Source organism: Microbacterium sp. LEMMJ01 (genome assembly GCF_002114135.1).
Classification (GTDB): Bacteria; Actinomycetota; Actinomycetes; order Actinomycetales; family Microbacteriaceae; genus Microbacterium.
Window position 1 is genome coordinate 178263 of the sequence record NZ_NCTV01000030.1, and the last position, 13362, is coordinate 191624.

General features: G+C 70.8%; 14 protein-coding genes. 8 read left to right on the forward strand and 6 right to left on the reverse strand.

Annotation, left to right across the window (positions count from 1 at the left end; all coding sequences use genetic code 11):
• The first annotated feature begins 35 nt into the window (after nucleotides 1–35).
• A complete protein-coding gene (locus tag B7W94_RS09665; protein WP_025105530.1) occupies nucleotides 36–1676 on the forward strand; it encodes a DNA repair helicase XPB in 1641 nt (546 codons plus the stop codon).
• Between the two features lie 15 nt (nucleotides 1677–1691).
• On the opposite strand, the gene B7W94_RS09670 is transcribed toward B7W94_RS09665, so the two are convergent.
• Nucleotides 1692–2699, reverse strand: coding sequence for a CPBP family intramembrane glutamic endopeptidase (locus B7W94_RS09670; RefSeq protein ID WP_172400106.1), 1008 nt, complete (start codon nucleotides 2697–2699; stop codon nucleotides 1692–1694).
• A gap of 119 nt (nucleotides 2700–2818) precedes the next feature.
• On the opposite strand from B7W94_RS09670, the gene B7W94_RS09675 reads away from it, so the two are divergent.
• The 3 genes from B7W94_RS09675 (at nucleotide 2819) to B7W94_RS09685 (ending at nucleotide 5678) form a co-directional block, all read left to right on the forward strand.
• On the forward strand, nucleotides 2819–3511 hold the full coding sequence (locus tag B7W94_RS09675; RefSeq protein WP_025105529.1) for a response regulator transcription factor: 693 nt from the start codon (nucleotides 2819–2821) through the stop codon (nucleotides 3509–3511).
• 61 nt (nucleotides 3512–3572) lie between these two features.
• Entirely contained in the window at nucleotides 3573–5264 is a 1692-nt protein-coding gene (locus B7W94_RS09680; protein ID WP_085606199.1) for a sensor histidine kinase, read from the forward strand.
• 126 nt (nucleotides 5265–5390) lie between these two features.
• The gene (locus tag B7W94_RS09685) at nucleotides 5391–5678 is read left to right on the forward strand and encodes a WXG100 family type VII secretion target (protein ID WP_085606201.1); all 288 of its coding nucleotides are present in this window, start codon (nucleotides 5391–5393) and stop codon (nucleotides 5676–5678) included.
• 72 nt (nucleotides 5679–5750) lie between these two features.
• On the opposite strand, the gene groL is transcribed toward B7W94_RS09685, so the two are convergent.
• From groL to B7W94_RS09705, 4 genes are all read right to left on the reverse strand, one after another.
• On the reverse strand, nucleotides 5751–7370 hold the full coding sequence (gene groL, locus B7W94_RS09690) for a chaperonin GroEL (RefSeq protein ID WP_025105526.1): 1620 nt from the start codon (nucleotides 7368–7370) through the stop codon (nucleotides 5751–5753).
• Nucleotides 7371–7494: 124 nt separating this feature from the next.
• Nucleotides 7495–8061: a LytR C-terminal domain-containing protein gene (locus B7W94_RS09695; protein ID WP_367379567.1), complete on the reverse strand. Its 567-nt coding sequence runs from the start codon at nucleotides 8059–8061 to the stop codon at nucleotides 7495–7497.
• Nucleotides 8062–8132: 71 nt separating this feature from the next.
• The gene (locus B7W94_RS09700) at nucleotides 8133–8393 is read right to left on the reverse strand and encodes a DUF3263 domain-containing protein (protein WP_085606204.1); all 261 of its coding nucleotides are present in this window, start codon (nucleotides 8391–8393) and stop codon (nucleotides 8133–8135) included.
• Between the two features lie 9 nt (nucleotides 8394–8402).
• A complete protein-coding gene (locus B7W94_RS09705) occupies nucleotides 8403–9395 on the reverse strand; it encodes a DUF2332 domain-containing protein (protein WP_085606206.1) in 993 nt (330 codons plus the stop codon).
• A gap of 71 nt (nucleotides 9396–9466) precedes the next feature.
• Between B7W94_RS09705 and msrB the strand changes: the two genes are divergently transcribed.
• Both msrB and B7W94_RS09715 read left to right on the forward strand, forming a co-directional pair.
• On the forward strand, nucleotides 9467–9871 hold the full coding sequence (msrB, locus tag B7W94_RS09710; RefSeq protein ID WP_025105523.1) for a peptide-methionine (R)-S-oxide reductase MsrB: 405 nt from the start codon (nucleotides 9467–9469) through the stop codon (nucleotides 9869–9871).
• Nucleotides 9868–10551: a nitroreductase family protein gene (locus tag B7W94_RS09715; protein ID WP_085606208.1), complete on the forward strand. Its 684-nt coding sequence runs from the start codon at nucleotides 9868–9870 to the stop codon at nucleotides 10549–10551. The genes msrB and B7W94_RS09715 overlap by 4 nt, the downstream gene beginning before the upstream one ends.
• Here the strand turns inward: B7W94_RS09715 and B7W94_RS09720 are convergent.
• Nucleotides 10548–11462, reverse strand: coding sequence for a DMT family transporter (locus tag B7W94_RS09720; RefSeq protein WP_085606483.1), 915 nt, complete (start codon nucleotides 11460–11462; stop codon nucleotides 10548–10550). The two genes, B7W94_RS09715 and B7W94_RS09720, sit on opposite strands and share 4 nt — an antisense overlap.
• 164 nt (nucleotides 11463–11626) lie before the next feature.
• Here B7W94_RS09720 and B7W94_RS09725 point away from each other — a divergent pair, with 164 nt between their 5' ends.
• The gene (locus tag B7W94_RS09725) at nucleotides 11627–12538 is read left to right on the forward strand and encodes an ABC transporter ATP-binding protein (protein WP_025105520.1); all 912 of its coding nucleotides are present in this window, start codon (nucleotides 11627–11629) and stop codon (nucleotides 12536–12538) included.
• Nucleotides 12535–13359: an ABC transporter permease gene (locus B7W94_RS09730; RefSeq protein ID WP_085606210.1), complete on the forward strand. Its 825-nt coding sequence runs from the start codon at nucleotides 12535–12537 to the stop codon at nucleotides 13357–13359. The genes B7W94_RS09725 and B7W94_RS09730 overlap by 4 nt, the downstream gene beginning before the upstream one ends.
• Nucleotides 13360–13362: the final 3 nt, after the last annotated feature.

Genomic DNA, 13362 nt, shown 5'->3' on the forward strand with positions numbered 1-13362 from the left:
CCCCGTGCGGCCAGGGGCCGGTAGACTGGTCAGCTATGTCTGATGGCCCCCTGATCGTCCAGAGCGACCGCACCGTGCTCCTCGAGGTCGCCCACGCCGACGCCGAGAGCGCCCGTCACGAGCTCGCGATCTTCGCCGAGCTGGAGCGCGCCCCCGAGCACATCCACACCTACCGCATCACGCGCCTGGGTCTGTGGAACGCCCGCGCGGCCGGGCACACCGCCGACGACATGCTGGAGACGCTCGACCGCTGGTCGCGCTTCCCGGTGCCGCCCTCCGTCGCGGTCGACCTGCGTGAGACGGTCAACCGGTACGGGCGCCTGGTCATCGAGCGCGACGACGAGGGCGTGCTCATCCTGCGTTCGACCGACCCCGCCGTGCTGGCCCAGGTCGCGAACAACAAGCGCATCCAGCCGCTGCTCATCGGGCACCCCACGCCGGAGACCTTCGTCGTCGACGCATGGGCCCGCGGCCAGATCAAGCAGGAGCTGCTGAAGATCGGCTGGCCGGCCGAAGACCTGGCCGGCTACACACCCGGCACGCCCCACGAGATCGAGCTGGCCGAGGACGGATGGACCATCCGCCCGTACCAGCAGGACGCGGTCGATGCCTTCTCCAAGGACGGCTCCGGCGTGGTGGTCCTCCCCTGCGGGGCGGGAAAGACCATCGTCGGCGCGGGGGCCATGGCCGCCACGAAGACCACGACGCTCATCCTCGTGACGAACACCGTGTCCGCACGGCAGTGGCGGGACGAGCTGCTCAAGCGCACCAGCCTCACGCCCGAGGAGATCGGCGAGTACTCCGGGCAGGCCAAGGAGGTCAAGCCCGTCACGATCGCGACGTACCAGATCCTCACGGCGAAGCGGAAGGGCGAGTACGCGCACCTCGCGCTCCTCGACGCCCTGGACTGGGGCCTCATCGTGTACGACGAGGTGCACCTGCTGCCCGCCCCGGTGTTCAAGCTCACCGCCGACCTGCAGGCGCGGCGCCGGATCGGCCTCACCGCGACCCTGGTCCGCGAGGACGGCCGCGAGGGCGACGTGTTCAGTCTCATCGGCCCCAAGCGCTTCGATGCCCCCTGGAAGCAGATCGAGGCGCAGGGGTTCATCTCCCCCGCCGCCTGCTTCGAGGTGCGGGTCGACCTCCCCCCGGCGGACCGCCTGGAGTACGCGGCGGCGACCGACGACGAGCGCTACCGGCTCGCGGCCTCCGCACCGGCGAAGATCGATGCGGTGCGCGAGCTGATCGCGGCCCACCAGGGCGAGCAGATCCTGGTCATCGGTCAGTACCTCGACCAGCTCGACGCGCTCTCGCAGGCGCTCGACGCCCCGCAGATCACCGGATCCACCCCGGTCGAGGAGCGCGAGGAGCTGTACCGGGCGTTCCGAGAGGGCGACATCTCGCTGCTCGTGGTGTCGAAGGTCGCGAACTTCTCCATCGACCTCCCCGAGGCGTCGGTCGCCATCCAGGTGTCCGGCTCGTTCGGCTCCCGGCAGGAGGAGGCCCAGCGGCTCGGGCGGCTGCTCCGCCCCAAGCAGTCCGGCCACACCGCGAGCTTCTACACGCTCGTGGCCCGCGACACGATCGACCAGGACTACGCGCAGAACCGGCAGCGGTTCCTCGCGGAGCAGGGGTACAGCTACACGATCATGGACGCCGAGGCGATCGCCGCCTGAACAGGGTCGCGGCGCTCAGCCGTGCATCCTCCCCGGGAGGAGATGCGTTCCGCGGGCGACGGCGGCGGGCGACGCGGTCCGGGTGATCCCTCTCCGGCGCGCCCAGCGGTCTGCGACGACGGCGAAGACGAGCATCGCCGCGGCCGAGCCCAGGAGATCCACCGGCGACCCCGAGGTGGCGTTCGCATCGACCACGGCGACGGAGCCGAGCAGGAAGATCATCAGGTTGTTCACGATGTGCAGCGCGATCGCCGCCTCCAGCCCGCCCGTCCGCCACGTGAGCCAGGCGGCGACGACGGCGAAGAGGCCGACGCTCGCCGCACCCCACACGTCGTAGCCGTGCCCCAGCACGAACAGCGGCACCGGCAGCAGGATCGCGAAGGCGGGGTGCCGGAGCCAGGTCCCGACGAGCTGCATGAGATAGCCGCGGAAGACGTACTCCTCCGCGGCGGCCTGGAACGGGATCAGCACGAGCAGGAGCACCACCATGAGCAGGAGCCCGGGGTGGGAGAAGTCCGGTGTCACCGCATCGCCGAGGGCCGCCGACCAGCCGAGCACCACGGCGAAGTAGACGACGAACACCGCGGACGCCAGCCCGAGGGTCCGACCGAGCCAGTCCATCCGCAGCCGCCCGGTGACCGACGACAGGAGCCCGACGCCTCGTCCTTGAACGACCCGCGAGGCCAGGAGCAGGGCGGGGATCATGAGGATGAGCGGGAGCACGAGCGCCACGAGGAGCCACGGACGGTCCAGCTGGAAGTACGCGGTGGTCCGGAACAGCATCTGCAGCTCGGCGCCCCACCCGGGCACCAGGGCCGACACGACCACGAGCGGCACGACGACGAGCACGAGGATCGCGAGGTAGAACGCGATGCCCAGGAGGCCGGTGAGCAGCGGCTTCCACCACCGGGGGCGCGGGCGGAGGAGCGCCAGACGGTGGTACTCGAGCCCGCGCTCGGACACCTCGGGGGACGGCGCGGACGGGGTGACGGGGGCGGCGGTGGCGTCCTCGATCGAACTCATGCCTCGATCCTCCCCCGGGCCGCCTGTGCGGCACATCCACCCGCCGACGGATCGACCGCATCCACGCCGTTCCGCAGGATAATCAGCCCGCGCATGGCCGAAGTCACCATAATGGGGTCATGACTGCTGCGCGCATCCTGGTCGTCGACGACGAGCCCAACATCCGCGACCTGCTCTCCACGGGTCTCAGCTTCGCCGGGTTCCAGGTGAAGACGGTGGCCAACGGCGCCGCCACGATCTCCGCCGTCCTCGAGGAGGAGCCGGACCTCATCATCCTCGACGTCATGCTCCCCGACATGAACGGGTTCAGCGTGACCAAGCGCCTCCGCGGCGCCGGATTCACCGCCCCCATCCTCTTCCTCACGGCCAAGGACGGCACGGAGGACAAGATCGAGGGCCTGAACGCCGGCGGCGACGACTACGTCACCAAGCCGTTCAGCCTGGACGAGATCGTCGCCAGGGCCCAGGCCATCCTCCGCCGCACGATGCAGGCCGACGAGGAGTCGATCATCCGCGCCGGCGAGCTCTCCATGGACCAGGACACGCACGACGTGCACGTCGGCAAGGAGCCGATCGACCTGAGCCCGACCGAGTTCAAGCTCCTCCGCTACCTCATGCTGAACCCGAACCGGGTGCTGTCGAAGGCGCAGATCCTCGACCACGTCTGGGAGTACGACTTCAACGGCGACGCCGGCATCGTCGAGAGCTACATCTCGTACCTGCGTCGCAAGATCGATCCGCACACGGAGGAGTCGCTGATCCAGACGAAGCGCGGCTTCGGGTACATGCTCAAGGTGGGCAAGACGGTCTGAGACCGTCGAGCCCGCACCCGCCGTCCCCGGACGGCATCGCCGCCGCACGAGGGAGGACCGCATGGCGCACAAGCCGGATGCGGTCACCGCCTGGTGGCGGCGCATCAGCCTCCGCGCCAAGGTCACCGGCGTCACGGTCGCCGTGCTCGCCCTCGGTCTCCTCGTCGCCGGGATCGGGACGGTGCCGCTGCTGCGGAACGCCCTGGTCGAGAACATCAACGCGCAGCTTCCGGCACTGGTGACCAGCGACCTCGTCGACCGGTACTTCGACACCACGACCATCGACGGCGTGACCACGTACACCCCGCGGGACGAGAAGCCCCGCGACTTCTCCTTCGCGATCTACGATGCGGAGGGCGCCCTGCGTGCGACGGCCCCCAGCGCCTCCGGTCGTGCCCCGGTCTTCCCCGCGGAGTACTCCCTGTCGGACGCCCAGGCGAACGAGGATCAGGTGCTCGCCCTCGAGGACACGGACGGCCGGGTCTACCACGCCGCCGCGGCCGTCGTGCAGCAGGAGGGCGACCCGCTGAGCATCCAGATGGTGGCGCTCCCCCTCGCCGAGGCCGACCGCATCATCAGCCAGTACTTCGGGATCTACATCACCATCGCCCTCATCACGATCCTCGTCGCGGCTCTGCTCACCCGCGGACTCGTGACGCTGACGTTCCGCCGGCTCGGGCAGGTCGAGCAGACCGCCATGTCGATCGCCGCCGGCGACTTCCGGCAGCGGCTCACCGACCTGGAGCCGACCACCGAGGTCGGGCGCCTGAACGCGGCCATCAACACGATGCTCGATCGGGTGGATCGCTCCCTGGCCCAGCGCGATCGCACCGTGCAGCACATGCGACGCTTCATCGGCGACGCCAGTCACGAGCTGCGCACTCCGCTCGTCAGCGTCCGCGGCTATGCCGAGCTGTATCGCATGGGCGCGATCAAGGGCGAGGAGGACACCGCCAGGGCGATGGAGCGCATCGAGAAGGAGGCGATCCGCATGGGCGTCCTCGTGGAGGACCTCCTCGCGCTCGCCCGACTCGACGAGGAGCGCGAGCCGCAGATCGTCCCGCTCGATCTCCGCCCCATCGCGCGCGATGCCGCCCTCGACGTGCGGGCCGCAGCTCCGGGCCGCACGATCTCCGTGATCGACCGCACGCTCGAGAACGTCCCGACCACACCCATCCGCACCCCGGTGGTGCCCATCGCCCCGGAGCCCGCGCCGAAGCCGCGCCCCCGTGCCACCCTGTCGCGCCTTCGTCGCCGCGCGCGACCGCAGGAGCAGCCGCCGGCCATCGACTTCACCGAGGTCGCCGACATCCCGGTGCGTACACCGCCGATCGTGCTCGGCGAGGAGAACAAGGTCCGTCAGGTCGTCACGAACCTCCTGGGCAACGCCCGCCGCTTCTCCCCCGAGGACAGCCCGATCGAGATCGTCGTGGACTCCGACCGCACGGCGGGCACCGCCAGCATCTCGATCGTCGACCACGGCGAGGGTGTCCCGCCGCAGATCCGGGAGCAGATCTTCGAGCGGTTCTGGCGAGCCGACACCTCCCGCGCGCGGGAGACCGGCGGCTCCGGCCTGGGGCTGGCGATCGTCGCCTCCATCCTCAAGGCGCTCAACGGCGACATCGCGGTGTCGGAGAGCCCGGGAGGCGGCGCCACCTTCACCGTCACGCTCCCGCTCGCCCCCGCGCGCTCGACCCCGGAGCATCTCCTCGAGGACACGCAGCCGCTGGAGCGGCTCGACGACCTCCCGTAGGCACTCGCTCCTGCACAGACCTCTCGCGGAGCGCCCCTTCTCCCGGCTTCCGCACCGGATGCGGGCTCGCCTCTTCGACGGCGCTGCAGCCCCCGTACCGTCGGAGCTTCCTCGAAGGGAGATCCCATGACCGTCTTCACCGTCGACACCGACGCCGTCCACGCGGCAGAAGCCGCGACCCGCGCCACCATCGAGCGCCTGCGCGCCGAATCCGCCACGCTCATGTCTCAGCTCCGGCACCTGCAGACCGCGTGGGTCGGCACGGCCTCGGCCGCCTTCCAGAGCTGCGCCGAGGAGTGGCAGGGCGCCCAGCAGCACGTCGAGCTCGTCCTGGACGGTATCGGCACATCGCTCGGCGCCGTGGCCACCCAGTACGCCGAAGCGGATCAGTACTCGGCGAGCCTCTTCCGCTGAGGGACGCAGAAAGCCCCCGGCCGGAGCCGGGGGCTTTCTGTGTGAGACGGGGTCTCTGAACCTCTCAGAGGATCAGAAGTCCATGCCGCCCGTGGGGTCACCAGCGGGAGCAGCAGCCTTCTCGGGCTTGTCGGCGACGACGGCCTCGGTCGTGAGGAACAGGCCGGCGATCGACGCGGCGTTCTGCAGCGCGGAACGCGTGACCTTCGCCGGGTCGATGATGCCCTGTGCGAACATGTCGCCGTATTCGCCGCTGGCGGCGTTCAGGCCCTGGCCCGCGGGGAGCTCGGAGACCTTGTTGGCGACGACACCCGGCTCGAGACCGGCGTTCAGCGCGATCTGCTTCAGCGGAGCCTCGATCGCGACGCGCACGATGTTCGCACCGGTCGCCTCGTCGCCCTCGAGCGAGAGAGCGTCGAGCGCCTTCGTGCCGGACTGGATGAGCGCGACGCCACCACCGGGGACGATGCCCTCCTCGACGGCTGCCTTCGCGTTGCGGACGGCGTCCTCGATGCGGTGCTTGCGCTCCTTGAGCTCGACCTCGGTCGCCGCACCGGCCTTGATGACGGCCACGCCACCGGCGAGCTTCGCCAGGCGCTCCTGCAGCTTCTCGCGGTCGTAGTCGCTGTCGGTGTTCTCGATCTCGCGACGGATCTGCGTGACGCGACCCTCGATCTGGTCGGCCTCGCCGGCACCCTCGACGATCGTGGTCTCGTCCTTGGTGACGATGACCTTGCGCGCACGGCCGAGCAGGTCGAGCGTGGCGTTCTCGAGCTTCAGGCCCACCTCTTCGGTGATGACCTGGCCGCCCGTGAGGATCGCGATGTCCTGCAGCTGCGCCTTGCGACGGTCGCCGAAGCCGGGAGCCTTGACGGCGACCGACTTGAAGATGCCCTTGAGCTTGTTCAGCACGAGCGTCGCGAGAGCCTCGCCCTCGACGTCCTCGGCGATGATGACGAGCTCCTTGCCGTCCTGGATCACCTTGTCGACGATCGGCAGGAGGTCCTTGATGTTGGAGACCTTCTGGTTCGCGATGAGGATGTACGGGTCCTCGAAGACGGCTTCCTGGCGCTCCGGGTCCGTGACGAAGTACGGGTTCAGGTAGCCCTTGTCGAAGCGCATGCCCTCGGTGAGCTCGAGCTCGGTGCCGAAGGTCTGCGACTCCTCGACGGTGACGACGCCCTCCTTGCCGACCTTGTCGATGGCCTCGGCGATGAGCTCGCCGATCGCGGGGTCGGCGGCGGAGATCGAGGCGGTCGCGGCGATCTGCTCCTTGGAGTCGATCTCCTTCGCCGTGCTCAGCAGCTCCTCGGTGATCGCGGCGACGGCCTTCTCGATGCCGCGCTTGAGGGAGATGGGGTCGGCACCGGCCGCGACGTTGCGCAGTCCTTCGCGGACCAGGGCCTGGGCGAGGACCGTGGCGGTCGTCGTGCCGTCACCGGCGACGTCGTCGGTCTTCTTGGCGACCTCCTTGACGAGCTCCGCGCCGATCTTCTCGTACGGGTCGTCCAGCTCGATCTCCTTGGCGATGGAGACACCGTCGTTCGTGATCGTGGGGGCGCCCCACTTCTTCTCGAGCACGACGTTGCGACCACGCGGGCCGAGGGTCACCTTGACCGCGTCGGCGAGGATGTTGAGGCCACGCTCGAGGCCGCGGCGGGCCTCCTCATCGAAGGCGATGATCTTTGCCATGAGTTTTGTCGTCCCTCCTGGACGTAGACGGTGGGTTTAGCACTCAGAGTGAGAGAGTGCTAACGCCATTCTGGCACTCGACACCATCGAGTGCAAGCCGTGCGATCCGAGAGTGAGACGGGCGTCAGGGCGCGGGAGTCTCGGGCACCGACGCGGCCCGGTCGACGCCGATCACGATGGTGAGCTGCTTCTGGCCGTCCTCGGTCTGACCCGCGTAGTAATCGCTCTGCTGCACCTCGGCACCGCCGATGACGCCGGCGAGGCCCCTGGCCGCCTCCTCGTCCTCGGCGCTGACGTAGTAGACGGTCGTCGTGGCGAAGTCGTCGCTCTCGCTGTCGCTGGCGAGCACCGTGTCCGCCGCCCAGCCGGCGTTGATGAGGGTGTCGCGCATCTGGTCGTCGAGGCCGTTGTCCGGGGTCGCGTTGAGGATCAGCACCGAGTAGGTCGGGTCGATCACCCCGGTCTCCTCCGGCGTGGCGACCGCGGACGGCGTGGCATCGGGGAACAGCTCGATCCGCCCCATGACGGCCAGGGCGCCGAAGATGCCGGCGATGATGAGCACGAGGGCGGCGACGAACGACCACAGCAGCACGACCCAGCCGTTCATGCCCGGGGCTTCGGCGCGGTGCGCTCCTACGCGTCCGGTGGAACGGGGGACCTCGTCGAAACGGTCACGGGGGGGCTTGGACACCCCTCGATGCTAGCGGCACGTCCCTGGTAAACCGGTCCGCGACGGGCCCGATCCGTGCGGTCGGCGTCCGCTCAGCCGGTGAAGCCGGGGATCCGCGCGGCCCGTCTGGCGCCGCGGGCGTCGCGGAGCCGACGCAGCCGCCGCACGAGCATCGGGTCGAACTCGAGCGCGGCCTCGGAGTCGATCAGCCGCCCGAGTAGCTGGTAGTACCGCGCCGCGCTCATGCCGAGCCTGCTGCGGATGACCTCCTCCTTCATGCCGCCGTGGCGGGGCCAGGCGGCCTCCAGGGCGAGGATCGCGCGATCGCGCTCCGTGAGGTGGTCTGCGGACATGCCCTCAGATTAGGTCGTCGGACGGCGATCCCCGGCGCGCCACTCCCACCACGCGCCGAGCGGATCCGCGGCGGCGCGCACGCCGCCGTCGTGCGCGACGACGAAGCCCGGCCAGGTCTCCGCGGCGACCGGTGGCTCCCACACGTCGAGGAGGCTGGGAGGGTCGATCGTGACCCAGTGCGCCGGCAGTCCCGCGATCGTCGCGACGAGCTCCGTCCGCTCCGCCCGCGGGATGTGCACCAGCACACCCGGGGTCGTGATGACCAGAGTGGCGTCCGCCGGAGCCGACGCCGCCAGATCGTCCAGGTGGGCGGCCGCGTCGCCGGCGACGAGGAGCGGAGGGTCGGCGGCGACGATGTCGAGCGCGGCGGTGATGCGCTGTTCCCTCCCCTCCTCCCCCGGCCACACGAGCGCGCGGAGCCAGCGCCGGTCGTCGGCGGCCGCCGCGTCCAGGGGGGCGAGGTCGATGCCCGCGCGCCACACGACCTCGGGCAGGCGCAGCGGCGGCAGGTCTCCGGACACGGTGCTCTCCAGCAGCACCGTCGAGGGGCCATCGAGGGGATCGAGGGCGCGGCGGACGTGTCCGTCACGGTCGGTGAAGCGGAACGAGTAGCGATCGGGGTAGAGGCACAGGCCCGCCGCGGCGCCGATCTCCAGCAGTGCGATCGGCCCGTCGATCTCGGAGAGCACGGGCAGCAGAGCGGCGGTCCGCAGAGGTTCGTTGGTCTGCAGGGCGCGCCGGGTGCACTCGGCGACGAGCCCGTCGGCCTGCGCGAGGACGAACTCACGCCACTGCCGGTACGATCCGTGACCGGCGCCGAGCAGGCGGGACACGGCGAAGACGAGGGGCGGCTGGCGTCGGGTCGGCGGGATCCGTCGCAGAAGCTCCCTGATCTCCGGGTCGGCGGCGACCCCGGCCGCCCACTCCGCGTACAGCGCGCTGCGCCCAGGAGCCTCCGTCGCCGCGAATCGGGCATAGCGCTCCTGCACGGCGTCGGTCATGCGTCCATTCTGACGCGAAGCGCCACCGGCGCTCCGCACGAGAGAGAATGGAGAGGACTCAGGAGGACACGATGCCCTACAGCGTGAACAAGACCGAAGACGAGTGGCGCGACGAGCTCGGCGAAGAGCAGTACGCCGTGCTGCGCCAGGCGGCGACCGAGCGCGCCTGGACGGGTGAGCTGCTCGATGAGGAGCGCGCCGGCCTCTACACCTGCGGCGCCTGCGGTGCGGAGCTCTTCAAGAGCGGCACCAAGTTCGACTCGGGCTGCGGCTGGCCGAGCTTCTACGAGTCGGTCCGGCCGGATGCGGTCGAGCTGCTCGAGGACGACAGTCTCGGCATGGTGCGCACGGAGGTCCGCTGCGCGACCTGCGGTTCGCACCTCGGCCACGTCTTCCCGGACGGCTTCGGCACCCCCACCGGTGACCGCTACTGCATGAACTCGATCGCGCTGAACTTCACGCCCGACGAGTCGTGAGCGCCCTCGACGCCGTCCGCGCACGGCAGTCCTGGTCGAAGGTCGGCGACACCGCCCCGGGGCGCGAGGAGCTGGTGACGCTCGTCGGCGCCGCCGGCCGCGTCGCCGACCATTCCTCGCTGCGCCCCTGGCGTCTGATCGAGCTGCGCGGCGCGGACCGCGAGGCGCTCGGTGCCGCGATCGCCGAGGCCCAGGGAGACGCGGAGCCGTCGACGAAGCCGCTGCGGGCTCCGCTCCTCATCGCGGTGGTCGCGAGCTACCGTCCGAGCGAGAAAGTGCCGCGCTGGGAGCAGGAGGCGGTGGCCTCCGGCGTCGCGCATGTGCTGAGCCTGCTGCTCGATGAGGCGGGGTGGGGCGTCATCTGGCGCACCGGACACTACACGCGCTCCGAGCCCGTGGCGCACATGCACGGGCTGGGCCCCGACGAGGAGCTCCTCGGCTGGCTCTACGTCGGCGCGAAGCCCGAGGGCAAGAGTCCCGGCAGGCGCAAGACGGTCGACGCCCGCGCGCTTCTCACCCGGCCGCCGAAGCTCTCTCCGGAGGAGCGCGCGGCAGCCGAGGCGGCAGCGCAGGAGGCCGAGAGCAAGAAGGCCGAGAAGGCCGAGAAGAAGGCCCGCAAGAAGGCGAAGAAGAAGGCGAAGAAGAAGGCCGCGAAGGCCGCGAAGAAGAGCCGCTCCTAGAGCCGGCGTCGACGCCAGGGCACCGCGACCAGCACCGAGCCCACCGCCACGATGACCATCGCGATCACCTGCCACAGCGCCGGTCCCGCCTGCGCCGGCCAGAGCAGGTCGATCACGACGGACGTCACGAGCTGCCCGAGCACCGATCCCAGCCCCATGAGCAGCACGCCCGTGTGCGCGACGATGAAGGCGCCGAGCAGGATGTAGCCCGCACCGAGGAAGCCGCCGAGGTAGAGCCAGGGCTCGGTCGGCAGCGCGGCCGGCCACCCCCGCACGGCGACGCTGGTGCCGGCGGCGACCGCGAGCACCAGCGTCCCGGCGATGAAGCTCATCAGGGTGGCGGCGATCGGCGACTGCACGCGCTGCGCCAGCCGCCCGTTCGTCGCCGCCTGCCAGGCGATGCCGACACCGGCGGCGAAGGGCAGCAGCAGCATCCACAGCGGGGCGGTCGCCAGCACGTCGCCCGAGAGGGAGATCCCCACCGCGGCGAGCGCGAGCACGCCGCCCATCACCCGACCGGGGGTCACGGCCACGACGCCCGCCGGCCCGAAGCCGATGCGGTCGAGGACGAGGCCGTGCAGGGTCTGCCCTGCCACGACACCCACCGTGAAGAGGGAGACGCCGAGGATGCCCGCCGTCAGACCCTGAGTGGACACGGTGAGTGCGCCGCAGGCTCCGCCGAGGAGCATCCAGAACGGGATGCTCCGATCGCGGATGCCACGCCCGAGGCGCAGGGCACCACGGCGCGCCGAAGGCAGGAAGGAGATGACCACGGCGAGGGCCACCAATCCCACCGCGAAGGACAGGAACCCGGCGACGATGCCGTTGTCGACGCGCACGCCCAGGACCCCGTTGATGCGCGCCTGGATCGCGGTCATGACCCCGATCGCGACGGCTCCCCCGAGCGCCAGAGGGGCGGGGAGGCGGCGGGCGGGAGTCACCTCTCGACACTATCGGAGCGTCCGCGGGCACCTGTCCTCCACGGCGCCGTCCCCCCGGAGGACGATCGCACCGCACCGGGGAATCGTCCTCCGGGAGGACGCGCCGCGCCCCGACGGTCCGTAGCGTGGGGACCATGATCACCGCAGAAGGCCTCACCAAGAGATTCGGGGACAAGACCGCCGTCGACGGCGTGTCCTTCACCGTGCAGCCGGGGACCGTCACCGGCTTCCTCGGACCGAACGGCGCCGGGAAGTCGACGACCATGCGCATGATCGTCGGGCTGGACCGTCCGTCGGCCGGCCGGGCGACCGTCGCCGGCCAGGAGTATCGCAAGCTCCGGGCGCCCCTCACCGAGGTCGGCGTGCTCCTCGATGCCAAGGCCGTGCACACCGGACGGACCGCACGCGACCACCTCCGGGCCATGGCCGCCACGCACGGCATCCCGACGTCGCGGGTCGACGAGGTCATCGAGCTCGCCGGCATCGGCGCGGTCGCCCGCAAGCGCGCCGGGAAGTTCTCCCTCGGCATGGGGCAGCGCCTCGGGATCGCCTCCGCACTGCTCGGCGACCCGCACACCCTCATCCTCGACGAGCCGGTCAATGGCCTCGACCCGGAGGGAGTCCGCTGGGTGCGCCAGTTCGTCCGGCATGCCGCCTCCGAGGGCCGGACGGTCCTGCTGTCCAGTCACCTCATGAGCGAGATGGCTCAGACCGCGGACCACGTCATCGTGATGGGACGGGGCAAGGTCCTCGCCGACGCTCCGCTGGCCGAGCTGGTGCGGTCCTGGACGACAAACCGCGTGCGCGTGCGGACACCCCGCCCCACCGACCTCGTGGCCGCGGTGGGCGGTCCGGACGTGGAGATCGTCAGCGCCGCTCCCGATCTGCTCGACATCGCGGGGCTCCCGGCAGCCCGCATCGGCGACCTCGCCGCGGAGCGCGGGATCCCGCTGCACGAACTCACCCCGACCACCGGATCCCTCGAAGAGGCCTACCTCGCCCTCACCGGCGACGCCGTCGAGTACCGCACGAAGGAGCTCTCATGACCGCCGCCCCCGCCGTGACGACCCCGGCCGTCGCGCCCCCTGCCGTCGACTCGGGTCGGCGCCTCACCTTCGCACGCGCCGTGCGCGGCGAGGCGATCAAGCTCATCACCCTCCGGTCGACGTGGTGGTCCATCGCGATCGCCGCCGTGCTGACGATCGGCATCGCCGTCCTCATCGCCCAGGCGATCGATGCCCCCGGGTTCGACCCGATCCAGGCCGTCGTCATGCCGATCCAGTTCACGATGCTGCTCGCCGGCATCATCGGGGCGATCTCGGTCACCGGCGAGTACTCCACGGGCATGATCCGCTCGACGCTGACCGCCGACCCGATCCGCGGGTCCGTGCTGCTGGCGAAGGCCCTCGTGCTCGCGGGCTTCCTGTTCCTGTCGTCGCTGGTCATCTTCGGTGCCGCGGCGGCCGCCGTGTCCGCCGTGGTCGCAGGACGGGAGCAGGGCATCGACTGGTCGGACCCCGCGGCCTCCGTCCTGCCGATCGTGGTCGCCTCCCTCGCCATGGCCGTCTTCGCGCTGATCGGCGTGGCCTTCGGCTTCATCCTGCGCTCGGGTGCCGGAGCGATCGCAGCGACGGTCGGTCTGCTGTTCGTCCTGCCGATCGTCGCGAGCTTCTTCGCGATGGCGGGAGAGGCCTGGGCCTGGGTGATCGACGCCTCCGCCTACCTCCCCGTCGCCGCCGCGCAGAGCGCGATCCTGCCCGGTGACACGGCGACGCTGGATGCGCCGGTCGCCTTCCTCACCCTCGGCTGCTGGGTAATCGGAGGTCTGCTGGCCGCGTGGGCCGTCCTTCGCACGCGCGACGCGTAGGAG

Bases quoted from the DNA above. Each gene is read 5' to 3' on its own strand.
- B7W94_RS09680 (WP_085606199.1), top strand. From the start codon at position 3,573: ATGGCGCACAAGCCGGATGCGGTCACCGCCTGGTGGCGGCGCATCAGC.
- msrB (WP_025105523.1), top strand. From the start codon at position 9,467: ATGCCCTACAGCGTGAACAAGACCGAAGACGAGTGGCGCGACGAGCTC.
- B7W94_RS09730 (WP_085606210.1), top strand. From the start codon at position 12,535: ATGACCGCCGCCCCCGCCGTGACGACCCCGGCCGTCGCGCCCCCTGCC.
- B7W94_RS09685 (WP_085606201.1), top strand. From the start codon at position 5,391: ATGACCGTCTTCACCGTCGACACCGACGCCGTCCACGCGGCAGAAGCC.
- B7W94_RS09670 (WP_172400106.1), bottom strand. From the start codon at position 2,699: ATGAGTTCGATCGAGGACGCCACCGCCGCCCCCGTCACCCCGTCCGCG.
- B7W94_RS09700 (WP_085606204.1), bottom strand. From the start codon at position 8,393: ATGTCCGCAGACCACCTCACGGAGCGCGATCGCGCGATCCTCGCCCTG.
- groL (WP_025105526.1), bottom strand. From the start codon at position 7,370: ATGGCAAAGATCATCGCCTTCGATGAGGAGGCCCGCCGCGGCCTCGAG.
- B7W94_RS09705 (WP_085606206.1), bottom strand. From the start codon at position 9,395: ATGACCGACGCCGTGCAGGAGCGCTATGCCCGATTCGCGGCGACGGAG.
- B7W94_RS09725 (WP_025105520.1), top strand. From the start codon at position 11,627: ATGATCACCGCAGAAGGCCTCACCAAGAGATTCGGGGACAAGACCGCC.
- B7W94_RS09675 (WP_025105529.1), top strand. From the start codon at position 2,819: ATGACTGCTGCGCGCATCCTGGTCGTCGACGACGAGCCCAACATCCGC.
- B7W94_RS09665 (WP_025105530.1), top strand. From the start codon at position 36: ATGTCTGATGGCCCCCTGATCGTCCAGAGCGACCGCACCGTGCTCCTC.